This window comes from Bifidobacterium asteroides (assembly GCF_048001765.1).
In the GTDB taxonomy this organism is placed as follows: domain Bacteria; phylum Actinomycetota; class Actinomycetes; order Actinomycetales; family Bifidobacteriaceae; genus Bombiscardovia; species Bombiscardovia asteroides_K.
Genome location: NZ_CP181447.1, coordinates 800,538 through 818,080, shown reverse-complemented (window position 1 = coordinate 818,080; position 17,543 = coordinate 800,538). Strand labels below are relative to the sequence as shown.

The 17,543-nt window shown below is 64.1% G+C and carries 12 protein-coding genes; 1 reads left to right on the top strand and 11 read right to left on the bottom strand.

The annotated features are described in order from the left end of the window. Nucleotides 1-224 precede the first annotated feature (224 nt). Nucleotides 225-1,028: a Bax inhibitor-1 family protein gene (locus tag ACNAOV_RS03085; RefSeq protein ID WP_416517917.1), complete on the top strand. Its 804-nt coding sequence runs from the start codon at nt 225-227 to the stop codon at nt 1,026-1,028. 51 nt (nt 1,029-1,079) lie between these two features. On the opposite strand, the gene acnA is transcribed toward ACNAOV_RS03085, so the two are convergent. The 11 genes from acnA to ACNAOV_RS03030 form a co-directional block, all read right to left on the bottom strand. After that, nucleotides 1,080-3,809 carry an aconitate hydratase AcnA gene (acnA, locus tag ACNAOV_RS03080; RefSeq protein WP_416517916.1) on the bottom strand — a complete coding sequence of 910 codons (2,730 nt, stop codon included), beginning with the start codon at nt 3,807-3,809 and terminating at the stop codon, nt 1,080-1,082. 110 nt (nt 3,810-3,919) lie between these two features. Next, on the bottom strand, nt 3,920-6,418 hold the full coding sequence (locus ACNAOV_RS03075) for an HAD-IC family P-type ATPase (protein ID WP_416517915.1): 2,499 nt from the start codon (nt 6,416-6,418) through the stop codon (nt 3,920-3,922). A 14-nt stretch (nt 6,419-6,432) separates the two neighbouring features. Then, complete coding sequence (locus ACNAOV_RS03070; protein ID WP_416517914.1) at nt 6,433-7,047, bottom strand: hypothetical protein; 615 nt, start codon at nt 7,045-7,047, stop codon at nt 6,433-6,435. A gap of 1 nt (nt 7,048) precedes the next feature. Then, complete coding sequence (locus ACNAOV_RS03065; protein WP_416518138.1) at nt 7,049-8,335, bottom strand: class I SAM-dependent RNA methyltransferase; 1,287 nt, start codon at nt 8,333-8,335, stop codon at nt 7,049-7,051. After that, on the bottom strand, nt 8,328-9,029 hold the full coding sequence (locus ACNAOV_RS03060) for a DUF3159 domain-containing protein (RefSeq protein ID WP_416517913.1): 702 nt from the start codon (nt 9,027-9,029) through the stop codon (nt 8,328-8,330). The genes ACNAOV_RS03065 and ACNAOV_RS03060 overlap by 8 nt, the downstream gene beginning before the upstream one ends. A 4-nt stretch (nt 9,030-9,033) precedes the next feature. Continuing rightward, the gene (locus ACNAOV_RS03055) at nt 9,034-9,870 is read right to left on the bottom strand and encodes a DUF3710 domain-containing protein (RefSeq protein ID WP_416517912.1); all 837 of its coding nucleotides are present in this window, start codon (nt 9,868-9,870) and stop codon (nt 9,034-9,036) included. A 37-nt stretch (nt 9,871-9,907) separates the two neighbouring features. Beyond that, a complete protein-coding gene (locus ACNAOV_RS03050; RefSeq protein WP_416517911.1) occupies nt 9,908-11,905 on the bottom strand; it encodes a dipeptide ABC transporter ATP-binding protein in 1,998 nt (665 codons plus the stop codon). Nucleotides 11,906-11,916: 11 nt separating this feature from the next. Beyond that, nucleotides 11,917-12,906: an ABC transporter permease gene (locus ACNAOV_RS03045; RefSeq protein ID WP_029678006.1), complete on the bottom strand. Its 990-nt coding sequence runs from the start codon at nt 12,904-12,906 to the stop codon at nt 11,917-11,919. A 31-nt stretch (nt 12,907-12,937) separates the two neighbouring features. Continuing rightward, entirely contained in the window at nt 12,938-13,864 is a 927-nt protein-coding gene (locus ACNAOV_RS03040; RefSeq protein ID WP_416517910.1) for an ABC transporter permease, read from the bottom strand. Between the two features lie 190 nt (nt 13,865-14,054). Further along, a complete protein-coding gene (locus tag ACNAOV_RS03035) occupies nt 14,055-15,716 on the bottom strand; it encodes a peptide ABC transporter substrate-binding protein (protein ID WP_416517909.1) in 1,662 nt (553 codons plus the stop codon). A 126-nt stretch (nt 15,717-15,842) separates the two neighbouring features. Next, nucleotides 15,843-17,513, bottom strand: a complete 1,671-nt coding sequence (locus tag ACNAOV_RS03030) for a peptide ABC transporter substrate-binding protein (RefSeq protein ID WP_416517908.1) — start codon at nt 17,511-17,513, stop codon at nt 15,843-15,845. Between the last annotated feature and the right edge of the window lie 30 nt (nt 17,514-17,543).

The following is a 17,543-nucleotide window of genomic DNA, read 5'->3' as shown; positions in this document are numbered from 1 at the left end:
CCCTCCTGCGCCCCCACCACACTCCGTCCAGCCTGCAAAGTTTGGGCGGCACATCAGGAGAGGGGCAACCGCCATAGCGGGATCTGGGCATGCAACCGCCCTGCCATGGCGGCCATCCCCGCCTGATTCCAGCCAGAGCAAACACCCTTTATACCGCCAAACCGGCCATGTAGACTTGAATAAGACGACCATACCGCCACAGGCGGGAAGACAAGGAGGAGCAGATGGCTTTCAACGGGAATCCGCGGCCGCAGGCCCCATACGGTCAGTACGCGCAGCAGCCGATGCCGACCATGCAGGGTGGTGAGTCCTACGGCATGGGCGCGCCCATCGACACCAACGCAGCATACAGCTTTGAAAAGGCGGAACGGGTCTCCATGTCCCGCGCCTATGCGGAGATGGCCATCGGCCTGCTGGTCACCGCCCTGACGGCCTACCTGACCGCCCGCACCGGACTGCTCCTGGCCTTCATGCAGGCCACGGGCGCCCTGGGCTGGATCGGCATGGCCGTGGTCCAGGTGGCCTTCGCCATGATTCTGAGCGTCCGGGTTATGCGCATGCGCACCTCCACCGCCCGGGTCATGTTCTACATCTATGCGGCCCTGATGGGCTTCACCCTGAGCACCATCTTCATAACCTACTCACTGCCCTCCATCATGCTGACACTGGTGATCAGCGCAGGCTTCTTCTTCGTCCTCAGTATGCTGGGGCTGACCACACGGCGCAACATGCTGGGCATGGGGTCCATCTTCATGGTCGGCCTGCTCATGCTGATCCTGGTCGAGGTGGTCATGCTCTTCGTGGCCCCCTCCAACACGGCCCTGCGCGTAGTCTCGGCCATCGGCATCATCCTCTTCGCCGGGCTGACCATGTATGACGCCCAGCAGACCAGGGTCATCTTCGCCACCTACCGCAGCCAGGGGCCGGAGGCCATCAAGCGGGTCTCCATCCTCTGCGCCCTCAACCTCTACCTGGACTTCGTCAACCTCTTCCTCTACATCCTGAATCTGGTCGGCGACCGCAACTGACAAAAAGGAAAATCCCCGCCCCTGGCATTGTGGGCGGGGATTTTTGTATCTTCAGGCCTCCTGATCGGCCCTGGCCAGCAGACCACGCAGCACGTACTGCAGGATGCCGCCGTTGCGGTAGTACTCGGCCTCGCCAGGAGTGTCGATACGAACCTTGGCCGCAAACTCCACCCTGCTGCCGTCTGGCCGCCGAGCCTGTACCTGAATCTTATCGGGCAGGGAGTTGTTCAGAGCATCAATGCCAACCAGGTCATAGGTCTCCTGGCCGTCCAACCCCAGGCTCTGGGCCGACTGACCCGCAGGAAACTCCAGCGGCAGCACGCCCATGCCGATCAGGTTGCTGCGGTGGATGCGCTCGAAGGACCTGGCAATGACGGCCCGCACGCCCAGCATCCTTGTGCCTTTGGCCGCCCAGTCCCTTGAGGAGCCCGTGCCGTACTCGCTGCCGGCCAGTATCACCAAGGGCGTGCCCTGCCTGGCATAGTCCTGCGCCGCCTCGAAGATGGTCGTCTCCTGGCCGTTCAGGAAGTCGTAGGTGAACCCTCCCGGGCGCACATCCATCCCCACCGAGGCCAGCAGCTGGTTGCGCAGGCGGATGTTGCCGAAGGTGCCCCGGACCATGACCTCATGGTTGCCGCGCCGGGAACCGTAGGAATTGAAGTCCCTGGCGGCTATGCCGTGCTCCTGCAGGTAGCGACCGGCCGGTGCGTCGGCCTTGATGGCCCCTGCGGGCGAGATGTGGTCGGTGGTGACCGAATCCCCCAGCAATGCCAGCACTCGGGCCCCGTGGATGTCCTCCAGGGCGTCGGGCTGGGCCTTCATGCCGTCGAAGAAGGTCTGGCGGCGGATGTAGGTGGAATCCTGGTCCCAGTGGAAGAGCTCGCCCTCCGGCACCTCCAGCTTCCGCCAGCGATCATCCCCGCCGAAGACGTCCGCATAGTCGCGCAGGTACATGTCCCGATCCAGGGCGGTGCCCACCACGGACTCGATGGCCTCCTGGGAGGGCCAGATGTCCGCCAGCATGACCGGCTTGCCCTGGCTGTCCTGGCCCAGGGGGTCGCGCCAGGGGTCGAAGTCCATGGTGCCGGCCAGGGCGTAGGCCACCACCAAGGGCGGCGAGGCCAGGTAGTTCATCTTCACATCCGGGCTGATGCGGCCCTCGAAGTTCCTGTTGCCCGAGAGCACGGCCGTCACCGTCAGGTCATGATCGGCGATGGCCTGGTGGATGGCCGGGTCCAGGGGGCCGGAGTTGCCGATGCAGGTGGTGCAGCCGTAGCCGACCAGCTCGAAGCCCAGGGCATCCAGGTCCTTGCTCAGGCCGGTCCGGTTCAGATAGTCCGTCACCACCTGGGAGCCCGGCGCCAACGAGGTCTTGACCCAGGGCTTGGGCTTGAGACCCCGGGCGCGCGCCTGGCGGGCCAGCAGACCGGCGGCCACCATGACCGAGGGGTTGGAGGTGTTGGTGCAGGAGGTGATGGCCGCGATGACCACATCCCCGTCACGCAGGCTGAACTCGCTGCCGTCGGCCTTCTTGACCGGCACAGCCTCGCCCTTGTCCTTGTCCTGGTCGCTGTAATCCTTGAGGTCCCGTTGGTAGGTCTTCTGGGCCTGGTCCAGCAGGATGCGGTCCTGGGGCCGCCGGGGGCCGGCAATGGATGGCCGCACCGTAGACAGGTCCAGTTCCAGCACCTGCGAATACTCAGGCTCGGGGCAGTCGGCATCCTCCGGATCCATCCACAGACCGTTGGCCTTGGCATAGGCCTCCACCAGGCGCACATGATCGTCGCTGCGGCCGGTCAGACGCAGGTAGTCCAGGGTGATTTGGTCGATGGGGAAGATGGCACAGGTGGAGCCGAACTCGGGGCTCATGTTGCCCAGGGTGGCCCGGTTGGCCAGGGGGACCTGAGCCAGACCCTTGCCGTGGAACTCCACGAACCGGCCCACCACGCCCACCTCGCGCAGCATCTGGGTCACGGTCAGCACCACGTCGGTGGCGGTGACACCTTCGGGAATGGATCCGGTCAGCTTGAAGCCCAAGACCTGGGGCACCAGCATGGAGATGGGCTGGCCCAGCATGGCCGCCTCGGCCTCGATGCCGCCCACGCCCCAGCCCAGCACGCCCAGGCCGTTGACCATGGTGGTGTGGGAGTCGGTGCCCACGCAGGAGTCCGGGTAGACCAGGGCCGGCCCCTCCCCCTTGTTCCTGTCCCTGCGCATGACCACCTGGGCCAGGTACTCCAGGTTGACCTGGTGGATGATGCCGGTGCCCGGGGGCACCACGCGGAAGTTTTGGAAGGCCTGCTGGCTCCAGCGCAGGAAGCGGTAGCGCTCACTGTTGCGCTGGTATTCCATGTCCATATTGTGTTCCAAGGCGCCGGGCACGCCGGAGCTGTCCACCTGGACGGAGTGGTCGATGACCATCTGCGCAGGGATGAGCGGGTTGACCAGGGAGGGATCGTCGCCCAGGGCCTTGACGGCATCACGCATAGTGGCCAGGTCGACCATGCAGGGCACGCCTGTGAAGTCCTGCATGAGCACCCGAGCGGGGCTGAACTGGATCTCCCTGTCGGGCTGGGCCTTGGGGTCCCAGTCCAGAAGCTGGTCCAGCTGGTCCCGGGTCACCGTGGTCCCGTTCTGGTGCCGCAGCAGATTCTCGGCCAGGATGCGCAGGCTGTAGGGCAGGTGGTCGATTCCCGGCAGGTCGCTGATCCGGTAGTATTCGAACTCCTCGGAGCCCACCTTGAGCTTGGAACGACCGGCATCTTGTGCGGATTCTGACATGCACCACCCCTTCCTTGGACACTCAGGCACTGCCCTTGCGCCCATGTGGACCGGCGGCGGGAGGACCCCAGGCCGTCAGTGACGCTATTTGTGCTTTTTAGGTTCCATTCTTAGCCCCGATGTGTTACCTGACGGATGTAACGTGCGCATGCTGGATAGCCCAGGACAGCCAGGACCATGAGCAGGGCTCCGACCAGGGCGAAGGCCACGGTGGCGGCCAGGGCCGGACCGGTGGGCAGGCTGATGGCGAAGAACTGCGCCACCAAGGGAATCAGGGCCCCGATCACCCCGTCTGCGGCGAAGAAGAGGACCAGCAGACCCCTCCAGGAGCGTAGTGGCCGGGCCACCTGGGTCAGGACCAGCACGCCCATGCAGAAGAGGACGATGGCGCAGACCGACCGCCAGCGTCCCAGGTCTCCGGGCCGGGCCAGGTCAAGGCCCAACAAGCTAGGCAGGCTCCAGGCCGCCGCCAGCACAATCAGAGCAGTGGCGATGCCCGAGGGCAGGGCGAAGGTGACCACCCGCTTGAGGAAGCCGGGCCGGTAGCGCCTGGTGTTGGGGGCCAGCGCCAGGAAGAAGGCCGGGGTGCCGATGGTCAGAGCGCCGATGTAGGTGATGTGCCGGGGCAGGTAGGGGAAGGGGATACCGGTCAGGACCACGCCCAGGGAGATCAGGGCCGAGTAGACGGTTTTGACCAGGAAGAGGCCGGCCACACGCTCCATGTTGGCCATGACCTGCCGACCCCGGGCCACCACGTCGGGCAGGTGGGAGAAGCGCGAATCCACCAGGACCAGCTGGGCCACGGCCTTGGTGGCGGCCGCCGCATTGCCCATGGCGATGCCCAGGTCCGCCTCCTTCAGGGCCAGGGAGTCGTTGACCCCGTCGCCGGTCATGGCCACCGTATGGCCCTTCAGGTGCAGGGCCTGGACGATGGCCTTCTTCTGGTCGGGCAGGACCCGGCCCAGCACGTCCACGTCCTCCAGGACCTCGGCCAGGGCTGCCGTGTCCTTGGGCAGCTGATGGGCATCCATAGCCCTGGGCGCCCGGTCGCCGGTCAGGCCCACCTTGTTGGCGATGGCCGCCACCGTGGCCGGGTTGTCGCCCGAGATGACCCGGCAGCGCACGCCCTGCTGGCGGAACCAGGCCAGGGTCTCGGCGGCGTCGTCGCGGATGTGCTCCGAGCAGGTAATCAGGGCCAGGGGTTTCAGGTTCCCGGGCAGGCCGGGGCTGCTGGTGAAGTAATCAGGCTGGTCGGTGCTCGGATACCCATCAGGGGCGGCCAGCATCAGCACCCGGTAGCCACGGTCGGCCAGGTCGGCCACCTGCTGGTCCACCTGGGGCCAGCTGCCCGCCTGGGATGCCAGGAGCACCTCCGGGGCGCCGAAGTACCAGATTTTGCCGGACTGGTCGGCTACGGCGCTCCACTTGCGGGCCGAGGAGAATGGGATGCGGCTGACGGCTCTGCCGGGGTGCAGGTCATCCATCCCCTTGAGGATGGCCCGGCCGGTGGCGTTGGGGCTCTCCTCCGCGCAGACATCCACAAGAGCCTGCCGGATCTGCTGTGCCGCCAGATCCTCGGCCAGCGGGTGCAGGTCGTCGTAGACGATGCCCCCGTCGGTGATGGTGCCGGTCTTGTCCAGATTCAGGGCATCCACCCGGGCCAGGGTCTCCACGGACTCCATCTGCTGGACCAAAGTTTGATGCCGGGCCAGGCGGATAGCGGCCAGGGCGAAGTTCAGGGAGGTCAGCAGGACCAGGCCCTCGGGAATCATGCCCACCACCCCGGCCACAGCAGACACCACAGCCTGCCGCCAGGCTCCGGTGGCCAGGGCCGTCTGGAAGCCGCCCACGGTCCGCATCTGCGTGAAGATGAGCAGCAGGCAGAGGGGAATGACCACCACGGTCATGACCTTGAGGATGGTGTTGATGCCCTCGTTCAAGTCGGAGCGGACCTTCTTGTAGACCTTGGCCTTGGCCGTCAGCGTGGCGGCGTAGGAGTCGGCGCCCACAGCGGTCACCTGGGCCAGGGCCATGCCCGAGACGGCCGTGGAGCCCGAGTAGACCTGGTCGCCCGACTTGTGCTTGACCGTGCGCGACTCGCCGGTCAGCATGGACTCGTCCAGCTCCAGGCCGTAGGTGTCGATGATCTGCGCGTCGGCGGGCACCTGGTCCCCGGAGCGGATCCAGAGCAGGTCCCCCTTGACGATGTCATCGTGGGGCACGGTCAGGTTGCGCCCATCCCTGCGCACCGCATAGTCGGAGGCCACCAGGATGGACAGCCCGTCCAGGGTGTGCTTGGCCTTGAGCTCGGTGGCCACGCCGATGCCGGTGTTGATGATGATGACCAGGCCGAAGACCGCGTCCTTCCACTGGCCGGTCAGCAGGACCACCACCATGGCGGTCAGGATGATCCCATTGAAGAGGGTGAAGACGTTGTCGCGGATGATCTGGCCCAGACTGCGGGAGGTTTGGTCCTGGGAGACGTTGACCAGGCCCTGGGCCTTCAGCTGCTCCACCTCCTGGGAGCTCAGCCCCGGCCGGTCAGTGTCCGGAAAGCCTGTGCCCGCTGCTGTGCCCGTAGTCGGCTCCTGCTCACTGCCTGTGCTCATCCTTGGCCCCCCTCTCAGTCGGCGCTCAGGCGCACGGCCATAATCCTTGCATGCGGTCCGTCGTCCACAATGGTCTGCAGAGCGTCAGCCAGCAAGGGCGCATGTGGATTCCCGGCAGGATCCACCGGGTGGACCGTAGCCGCATAGTAGAGCCTACCTGGGTCAGGGGTCCAAGCCTTGGCGCTTTGAGCGAACTCTACCACAGGGATGCCAGCCTTCCGGGCTGCCTTCAGGGCCGGGGTCCAGTCACCGAGTCCGGGTTGGCGAATCAGAATCAGTCTGACCCCGCGGTTGACGGCATCCTGCACCCCATCCTGCTGATCACTGGCGGACTGCGCTGAAGAAAAATAACCCTTCATGCGTTCGGCCTTCAAGGATGCCAGAATACGGCTGTCAAGACCGGTGTCCGGGTCCTTGTCACCCTTCTGCGGGCATCCAATCAAGGCCACGAGCGTGTCGGACCGATCCACGCCGTCATGGGGCACGGTGCCCTCATGCCAGGAGTCGCCCACGGCCCTGTCCATGGGGGCGCAACCGGTCAGCATGGGCAGGCCTGTCAGCAGAGCGACCGCCAGCAGCAGACCCGCCAGCCTCCTGACAGCTGCCACGATCCGCCCGGCGCGGCTCATGTCAGCGCTGCCTTCCCGCCGTGCGGGTGAAGACCGCCAGGGTTTCCACGTGGTGGGTCATGGGGTAGATGTCAAAGGCCTCAAGGTGCTTGGGGCTGTACCCCAGGGAAATCAGTGTGGCCGTATCCCTGGCCAGGCTGGTCGGATCGCAGGCCACATAGATGATGGTCCCAGCCCCGCTGGCGGCCAGCAGTCGGCAGACTTGAGCCTTGGCGCCGGCCCTGGGCGGATCCAGCAGAATCAGGTCGGGATGTCCCAGCCCCTTGGGCGCACCGCCAACCAGGACCTTGGCCACGTCCCCACGACGCAGGGCCACCCAGTCCAGTCCGGCCCGCTTCACGTTGTTTTTCGCACTGGTAACGGCGCCAGCAGATCCTTCCACAGCCAGAAGCCGGACACGTCCATCAGCCAGGGCGGCCAGGGGCAGAGTGAAGAGCCCTGATCCGCAGTAAAGATCCCAGATGACCGGTTCGGCGACCCCATCCAGGGCCTGCCTGGCCTGGTCCAGGACCGCCTTGGTCAGCACGACCGGTGCCTGACGGTGGACCTGCCAGAATCCGTCGGCCCGAACCTGGTATTCAGGTCCTGCTCCGGCCTCCAGCCGCTCCGTCAGCAGACGGCTCCCCTTACTCAGTCGGCCATCCACCAGCAGAGCGTAGTTGTCGCCGACCGAGCCCCCATCTCGCGGCTGGGGCACGGCCAGACGTATGCGGGCACCAGCCGGCAGGCCGCCCTCCCAGATGCCCAGTTCGTCGGCCTGGTCCAGCAGCTCCTGGGTGGCCAGGGGCATGGTCTGAATCCGCAGACGGTCATGCGAACCCCGCCTACGCATGGAGGGGCGGCCCTGGTCGTCGGCCACCAGCTCGATTCGGGTCCTCCAGTGCAGACCGCCCAGCTCCTCATCGCCCGGAACCCGGGCCACCGGCACCTGGACGTCCACCCCGCCCAGACGGGCCATCTGCTGACCAATCAGATCAGCCTTCCAGGCCAGCTGACCGGGCAGACTGACGTGAATCAGATCGGCGCCACCCAGGCCGCCTCCCCATGCCAAGGGTCCAGCCAGGGGCCAGGCGGGTTCGCGTCGGTCAGGGCTGACCTCCAACACCTGAGTGACCTCGCCCGTGGCGAACCTGCCGGCCCGACCGTGAGGCTCGTCCAGTAGGACCTCAACCAGTTCCCCAGGCAGGGCAAAGCGGACGAAGACGACCCGACCATCCTCCAGGTGGCTCACGCATCGCCCCTGGTCGGCATAGCGTTCGATGCGAAGACGGACCCTGGTCTCAGTCATGATCGGCATGAACCTCCTGGTCGGTCTGACCCTGGTCGGCCTGGCGACGATGGTAGGGGCCACCGATCAGCAGCCAGCTGACCCAGATGCCCAGGGCGAACAAGGGCAGGCCCAGTATCAGGCGTGCGGCGCCAAGAAACCCGACGGAACCAGTCAGGTAGAGCGGCACCTGGACCAGCAGGCGCAGCGCGAATACAGCGATCCAGACCAGGGTGGCCTGGGTATAGGCCCGAACCAGGTCAGGTTCGCCCCGCCAGGATGCCAGCCATTGCTTCCAGCCTGAGACGACGGGTCGGCGCAGATACTCCACCAGCAGGCCTATACCGGGCATCCGTGCCAGCAGCGAGACGCCCAAAACGATAATCCAGAATCCGTTGGTCAGGAATCCCGGCAGATAGTAGTTACGTGCATCCCGGGTCAGCCATGCAGCCACCAGGCAGATGCCCACCGAAAGCAGACCGGTCAGCGCACCCAGAAAGGACTGCCGCTGGACCAGGCGAATCAGAAGCTGTACAAGGGCCAGGGCCGCCGAAACCGCCACGGTCAGTCCCAGACGGCCGGTCACCAGGAAAACAACCAGAAAAACCAGCCCTGGCAGCAGGGACTCGACAATCCCCCGCCATCCGCCGATGGCCTCCATGACCGAGAAATCGTCGTCGGCCAGCGCAGCCAGCCCGGAATGCTTCTGCTCCACAGCCTCAGCGGACCTCCGAGAACATGGGTCCGCGAGACAGTGTGGTCTTTACCTCGGTCTGCTGGTCCGAATCGAAGGGGCCCTCCGGCTTGCCGGGAATCTGCGCTGCCTCATCGTCCTTGGACTCCGAATCTTCGGCTTCTCCGCGGCGTTGGTTGGGGGTGATGGGCGCATGCATGGGAACCAGGTCGCGGGGAGCCAGGGGCTCATCGCCACGGACCACGACCAGGTCGGCCAGGTATCCGTCAAGCACATCCTTCTCCTTGCCACCCTTGGCTGCCGGGCCGGAGAAGATGCCTCGCAGCATCCAACGGGGTCCGTCGACGCCCACCACACGGGTCAGCAGGTTCTTGCCTTTGACCTTGACGGGCAGGGTCAGCTCCTTGCCGAATACACCGTCCACCTCCTTGCAGGAGGGATTGGCCTTGAGCAGGTCGGCCCGGACCTCGTCCCACAGGCCCAGAGACTTGGGGGCCGCGAAGGGCTCCAGCTCCAGACTGGAGGACTTGTAGGTGATGGTGGCTCCCAGCACGTCGCCGGTCTGCGAATTGGCCTTGAGCCTGAGCTCACTGCCCTGCAGGAAGGGCAGCATCAGGGCACCGATGTCCAGGTACTCATCGGTGTCGGGGGCCTCGGGGTCCATGCTGTCCCAGGGGCCCTTCCCGCTCTGCTCGGCTTCTTCCTGCTCCGCAGCCGTCTCATCGCGGTCCTCCTGAGAAGACTGGTCGGGCTCCTCAGCGTCCTTGGACTCGTCGAGCTCCTTGGACTGGTCCTTCTGATCCTCGACGTCCTCCTCGGCCCGCTGCTTGGCGCGTTTCTTTCCAAAACCGAACAATCCCATGATGCCTCATTTCCTTGTGAGTCTGTGCAAAGGATACCTAGTCAAGACCCAGGCGCAGCTTGCCGCCGGGGATGGCGTCCAGCAGATCCTTGGTGTACTGACGCTGCGGATGGTCGAAGACCTCGTCGGTGGTGGCATGCTCCACCAGCCGACCGTGCTGCATGACCACCACCTCGTCGGCGATCTGCCTGACCACGGCCAGATCGTGGGTGATGAATAGGTAGCTGAGCCCTTGCTCGGCCTGCAGGTCGTTGAGCAGCCGCAGCACCTGGTCCTGGACCAGCACGTCCAGGGCGGAAACGGCCTCGTCGCAGATGATCACATCCGGATTCAGGGCCATGGCCCGGGCGATGGCGATGCGCTGACGCTGTCCGCCGGAGAGCTCGTTAGGGTAGCGCCCCATGACCGACTCGGGCATCTCCACCATGTCCAGCAGCTCCTTGACCCGCTTCTGCCGGGACTTGGCGTTGCCGATCTTGTGGATGCGCAGGGGTTCCTCGATGGAGCGGTAGATGGAATACATGGGGTCCAGGGAGCCATAGGGGTTCTGGAAGACCGGCTGTACGTGCCGCCGGAATTCCAAGAGCTGACGGCCGCCGAAGCCGGCGATGTCCTGGCCCTCGTAGGTCACCTTGCCCGAGGTTGGCTTGAGCAGGTGCAGGACCATGTTGGCCACGGTGGACTTGCCCGAGCCGGACTCCCCCACAATGGCCAGGGTGGTCCCCCGCTTGACCGAGAAGGAGACGTCGTCCACGGCCTTGAACATCTCCTTGCGCCGGGGCAGCCTGAACTCTCGGGTCAGGTGCTCCACGGTGATGACGTGCTCGCTGCGCTCCAGGGTGCTCTCGCCCTTGACGTGGTGCTCCAGCAGGCCCTCGGCATCCTGACCGCGCTGCTTGGCGGAGATGATGCGTTGGGAGGCCAGCGAGGGCGCAGCCTGGACCAGCCGCTTGGTGTAGGGGTGCTGGGGGTGCTGCAGGACCTCCAGGCTGGGCCCGGACTCCACCACCTGGCCCCGGTACATGACCACGATGTGCTGGGCGCGCTCGGCCGCCAGACCCAGGTCGTGGGTGATGAAGAGCACGGCGGTGCCCAGGGATTCGGTCAGGCTGCGCAGGTGGTCCAGAATCCGCTTCTGGACGGTCACATCCAGGGCGCTGGTGGGCTCGTCCGCAATCAGCAGGTCAGGCCGGGAGGCCAGGCCGATGGCGATCAGTGCGCGCTGACGCATACCGCCGGAGAACTCGTGTGGATACTGCCGGGCCCTGGTGGCGGCCTCGGGCAGTCCAGCTTCGGACAACAGGCCGGCGATGCGGTCGTTCATGTCCGAGCCGGTCACATGCTCCTTGGCCAGCGTCCAGGCCGTGTCGTCATCCACACCGGCATCGATCAGGGACTTGGCCACGCCCCAGCGGGTCTCGGAGCCCACATCCCACTCGGCCTTCATGGCTTCCATGGTCTTGTCCACGTCGGCGACCCCGGCATCGCTCAGGGCCTTACGGGCGGCCTCGAGCAGGCCAGGCAGGTCCTTGGAGGAGATGAAGAGCTCGTCGTCTGACTTCTTTACCTTCACCTCTTCGTCGCCGGCCAGAGCCTTGGCCAGCCGGGAGCGCTTCTCCCGGGAGACATCCATGTGGTTGGCGGTCAACGCCTCCTTGACCTGGGAGCCGATTCGCCAGACCGGGTTCAGATTGCTCATAGGGTCCTGCGGGACCAGGCCCACCTGGGAGCCGCGCAGCGCCTCGTATCCTTTGCGGTCCAGGCCCACCAGCTCGCGGCCCTTGAGCCGGATGCTGCCACCGGTCACCTTGCCGGTGCCGGGCAAAAGGCCCAACACGGCCATGGCTGATGTGGACTTGCCCGAGCCGGACTCCCCCACGATGGCCACCCACTGGCCGGGATAGACGTTGAAGGAGGCGTCGCGAACCGCGTGGACCGTGCGTCCATCGGCGGTGAAGTCCACCTGCAGGTCCCGCACGTCGAGCAGTGGCTGCTGCTCCTGATTGGTGGTCATGTTCTTGTCTGCTTCAGTCATGCTTCCTCCACTCAGGCCGTTCTGCTCTTGGGATCCAATGCATCCTTGACCGCGTCGCCCATCATGATGAAGGCCAGCACGGTGATGGCCAGGGCTGCGGAGGGATAGAAGAGGACCGAGGGGTTGGTGGTCAGGAGGGTCTGGGCCGTCGAGATGTCTCCGCCCCAGGAGACCACGGTGGAGGGCAGGCCGATGCCCAGGAAGCTCAGCGTGGCCTCGGAGACGATGTAGGTACCCAGCGACATGGTGGCCATGACGATGACCGGGGCCAAGGAGTTGGGCAGGATATGCCGGAAGAGGTTGCGCAGGGGTGTGGAGCCCAGGGCCGTGGATGCGGTGTTGAACTCCAGGTTTTTGGCCTCCAGGACGGCGCTTCGGGTGATGCGGGCCATGTTGACCCAGCCGAAGAGGGTCAGGGTCAGGATGATCTTCCACAGCGAGGTGGATGTACGGAACATCTGCAGGAGCACGATGGCGCCCAGGATCATGGGGATGGCGAAGAAGATGTCGGTGATGCGGCTGAGCACTGCGTCGACCCAACCTCCGAAGAATCCAGCGATTGCGCCGATGAGTCCGCCGAAGACGGTAACCAGGATGGTGGTCATGATGCCGATGGCCACCGAGGTCCGGGCCCCGTGGATGACGCGGCTGTAGACGTCACAGCCCTGCAGGTCGAAGCCGAAGGGGTGTCCCGGCCGACCCGGCTCCACGGAGTTGGACAGGTTGCAGGCCATGGGGTCCTGCTTGGCGAAGAGGTTGGGGAAGAGGGCCACCAGGATGACCACGATTGCCAGGATTGCGGAGATGATGAAGAGCGGGTTGCGCCTCAGGGTCTTCCAGGCGTCGGCCCACATGCTGGTGGGCGGCACGTCCTCATCCACCGAGTCCACCTCGCGAAGGGGCGTCTCGTCGATGGGGGCCACGAAGCGCTCCTGCCCCGGCAAGGGGTCGGGGAAGTATACGCGGGCCTGGCTTTCGTTCTGTTCGCTTGACTCGTTCATTGCCGTTTCACTCATAGTCGGTCCCTCTCCCTCACGCATACCGGATTCGCGGATCGAGCACTGCGTAGAGCAGGTCGACCAGGAGGCTGGTTATGACGAAGATCAGGACCAGAATGGTCACGATGGAGACCACCAGGGTGCCTTCGCCCCTCAGGATGGCCTGGTAGAGGGTGTTGCCCACACCCTGGATGTTGAAGATACGTTCGGTGATCATGGCCCCGCCCATGAGTCCGCCGATGTCGGCGCCCAGGTAGGTGACCACAGGGATCAGGGAGTTGCGCAGCACGTGCCGCATAATGACGGACCGGTTGCTCATGCCCTTGGCCCGGGCCGTGCGCACGTAGTCCTCGGAGATGTTTGAGGTGATCTCCGTCCTGGTCAGACGGATGATGGAGGCCATGGATACCGACCCCAGCACGATGGCCGGCATGAGCAGATCAATGAAGCCCGGATTGGCTCCGGCTGTGGCTGGCAAAAGCTTCCATTTGACGCCGAACAGGTACTGCAGGATGAAGCCGGTGACGAAGGTAGGCACCGAAATCAGCAGCAGGGAGAGGACCAGGATGATGTTGTCCGACCACTTGCCCTTGGTCAGGCCTCCGATGATGCCGAAGATCACGCCGAAGATGCCCTCGAAGACGAAGGCCATCAGGGCCAGCTTGATGGTCACCGGGAAGGCCCTGCCGATCACGCTGATGACGGGCTGGCCGGCGAAGGTGTTACCAAAGTTCAAGGTCAGCGCGTTCTTCAGGAAGAGCAGGTACTGCACGATGAAGGGCTTGTCGAGATTGTATTCCGAGCGTATCTGTGCGGCAACGGCCTGGTTGACCGGCTTGTCCCCGAACATGGCGGCCACAGGGTCGCCAGGAAGCGCGAAGACCAGCGCGTATATCAGCAGTGTCGTACCGAGAACGACGGGGATCATCTGCAGAATACGTCGCAGAAGATATTTTCCCATCGGCTATTCTCCTTTGTCATCCGCGACCGGGATCGGCATGGGGATCGGGGCCGCCGCAAAAATTCTTGTTTGAGTCTACCAGCACACCTCAACAGGGGTGCAAGAACACCAAGGCCGGCGCGGAGTGGATCCTTCCGCGCCGGCCCGGGCGGTGTCAGTTTTAAGGTGCGGGATTCAGACTCCCGTCACCTCACTTGCTGAGGTTGTAGTAGGCGGGGGTTCCCTTCCAAGTGAAGGAGAATCCCTTGATGTTCTTGGCTGCCACGCCGTTGGAGTTCTGATAGTAGAGCGGGACTGCGGGCAGATCGCGGAAGAGCAGCTCCTCGGACTGCTGGTAGATCTTGTTGGCCTCGTCGATGTTCTTGGCGGAGGCCGCCTTGTCCATCAGCTCATCGAACTCGGGGTTCTTGTAGTCACCGTCGTTGGACCCATTGCCGTTGGCTGCCGAGCTGGCGAAGTTGCTGGACAGGTAGCTCTCGGGCGAGGGGTAGTCAGGCTGCCAACCGGAGCGGAAGGCCGAGTCGGTGAACTTGCGGTTCTGCACGTTGGAGCGGAACTCGCTGAAGGTGGGCAGAGGATTGCCCGCAGACTGGATGCCCAGGGCGTTCTTGATGGAGTTGGTGACCGCGTCGTAGATCTCCTTGTGGGCGCCATCGGCGTTGAAGGCGATCTTGAAGGTGTCGCCCTCGCCCCAGGGGGAGATCTTGTTGGCCTCGGCCCAGAGCTCCTTGGCCTTGGACGGGTCATACTTGAGCACGTCGGATCCCTTGATGCTGGTTGAATAGCCGGGGATGACGGGGGCCGTGAAGTCGTGGACCTCCTTGGCGGTTCCGGACAGCACCTTCTTGATGATGGTTGGCCGGTCGATGGCCATGGAGATGGCCTGGCGACGGAGCTTGCCCTCCTGATCCTGGCCGAAGTGCTTCATGTAGGTGGGGATGGTGAACATCTGGATGACCGAGCCCGGGTCGTTGATGGCCTGGACGGTGTTGTCGGTCTGGAAGGTCTTGCGAGCCGAGGCAGGCAGGGTGTCCAGCACATCCAGGTTACCGGCCTGCACATCACGGTAGGCTGCGGTGGCATCGGTGTAGGCGCGGAACTCAATGCCGCCGTTCTTGACCTTGACGCCGCCCTTGTAGGAAGGATCCTTGACCAGCTTGATGGCCTTGTTGTGCTCCCAGGACTGGAACTTATAGGGTCCCACGGTCACCGGCTTCTCGCCGAAGGCCTTGGTGTCCTTGTAGAAGGACTCAGGCAGCGGGGCAAAGGCGGTGTAGCCCACCTGGATGGGGAAGGTGGACGAGGGCGAGGTCAGATCCACGGTGAAGGTCTTGTCGTCAATGATCTTGAGGCCGGACAGCTGGGCATCGCCAGGCGTGCCCTCCTTCTGCAGGTCGTCATAGCCCTTGATGTTGGCGAAGAAGCTGGAACCCAGCTGCTTGTTGGCGATGTTGGCCGCCCAGGACCAGGCCTTGGTGAAGGACTGTGCGGTGACCGGGGTGCCATCCGAGAACTTCCAGCCGTCGTTGATGGTCACGGTGTACTGGGTGTTGTCCTCGTTGGCCTTGATCTGCTTGGCGATCTCGTTGGCCGGCTTGCCCTTGTCGTCGAAGCGGACCAGCTTGGAGAACATGACGTCGATGGGGTTGCCGCCGCCCACCTCGTTGGTCATGCTGGGAATGAGTGGATTGGCCGGCTCAGGGTTGAAGACCGAGATGACGGCATCCGAGCTGCCGGTGTCGGTCCCCTTGGCTGAGGAGTCGGATCCGCCGGATCCGCCGCAGGCGCCCAGCGTGAGCGCCATGACGCACAGTCCGGCGCCAGCAATGGTCAGGGCCGATTGCTTCTTCATATATGCTGCTCTTTCCTTTGGTTGGTTTCCCGAATCCGCCGAGTACACAAGACCCGGGCGCGAATCCGCTTTGGGCGGATCCGGCCGGGTCAGTGACGACGGATTATGCCGTTTCCGGCACGATCATCACTTCTTCTTGGACAACTCCGCGAAGTTCGGATAGCTGTTCCAGCCCAGAGTCAATCCCTGCACATTCTTGGCTGACGCGCCCTTGTTGTTGGCGTAGTAGAGCGGCACAGCCGGCATGTCCTGCAGAAGGATCTCCTCGGCCTGCTGGAACAGCTTGTTGGCCTCATTGGTGTCCTTGGCCTTGGCAGCCTGCTTCAGCAGATCGTCGAACTTGGGGTTCTTGTAGTCGCCGTCGTTGGACCCGTTGCCATCGGCAGCCGAGCTGGCGAAGTTGCTCAGCAGGTAGCTCTCAGGCGAGGGGTAGTCCGGCGACCAGGCCGACCGGAAGGCCGCATCGTTGTAAGCGCGCTTGTTGACGTTGCCACGGAACTCGCTGAAGGTGGGCACAGGTGTGGCTATGGCCTTGATCCCCAGTGTGTTCTTGATGGAGTTGGCCATGCCGTCGTAGAAGTCCTTGGCTCCGCCATCGGCGTTGTATACCATTTGGAAGCTCTTGTCAGCGGGCCACTTGCTGATGGCGTCGGCCTTGGCCCAGTACTCCTTGGCCTTCTTGGCGTCGTACTTCAGATTATCGGAGCCCTTGAGGTTCTTGGAGTAGCCGGGAATGGCCGGCGCGGTGAAGTCGGTGGGCTGCACACCCAGACCGCCCAGGACCTTGTCGATCAGCATCTTGCGGTCCAGAGCCATGGAGATGGCCTGACGACGCAGGTGGCCCTCCTCGTTCTGGCCGAAGTGCTCCATGGTGGTCGGGATGGTGAACATCTGCAGGACGGAACCAGGCTTGTTGTAGCCCTGAACCAGGTTGTCGGTCATGAAGGTCTTCTGGGCCGAGGTGGGAATGGTATCGATCGCGTCCAGGTTGCCCGCCTGCACATCGGAGTAGGCCGCAGCAACGTCGGTGTAGACCTTGAAGTCGATGCCGCCGTTCTGGACCTTGATATCACCCTTGTAGGTAGTGTTCTTGCGGAGCTTGACCATGGCGTTGTGCTGCCAGGAATCGAACTTGTAGGGACCCGAGCTGACCGGGTTCTCGCCATAGGCCTTGGTGTCCTTATAGAAGGACTCAGGCAGCGGCGCAAAGGCGGTGTAGCCCACTTGGATGGGGAAGGTGGACGAAGGCGAGCTCAGATCCACGGTGAAGGTCTTGTCATCCACGACTTTCAGACCGGACAGCTGCCCGTCCGCGGGCGCGCCCTGCTTCTGCAGATCGTCATAGCCCTTGATGTTGGCGAAGAAGCTGGAAGCCAGCTGCCCGTTGTTCACATTAGCCGCCCAGGACCAGGCCTGGGTGAAGGACTTGGCCGTGATTGGGGTGCCGTCCGAGAACTTGCGCCCATCGACCAGGGTGACCTTGTACTGGGTCATGTCATCGTTGCCCTTGATCTCCGAAGCCAGATCATTATGGGCCTTGCCTTGATTGTCAAAGCGGACCAGCTTGGAGTTGATGGCATCCACGACCTGCCCGCCGCAGCTCTCAACTGTGTTGCTGGGAATGAGCGGCTTGGCCGGTTCACACCCATGGACCGAAATGACGGTATTGTTGCTGGACTGGCTGCTGGACGACTGCTGTGCGCCCTTGGTGTCTGAACCTCCACCGCAGCCGCTTGCCAAAAGCGCCAAGGCACAGATGGTAGCGGACACGAGCGTAAGCTGTGAACCCTTCTTCATTGCTGCTGCTCCCTATATTTCTTATATTTA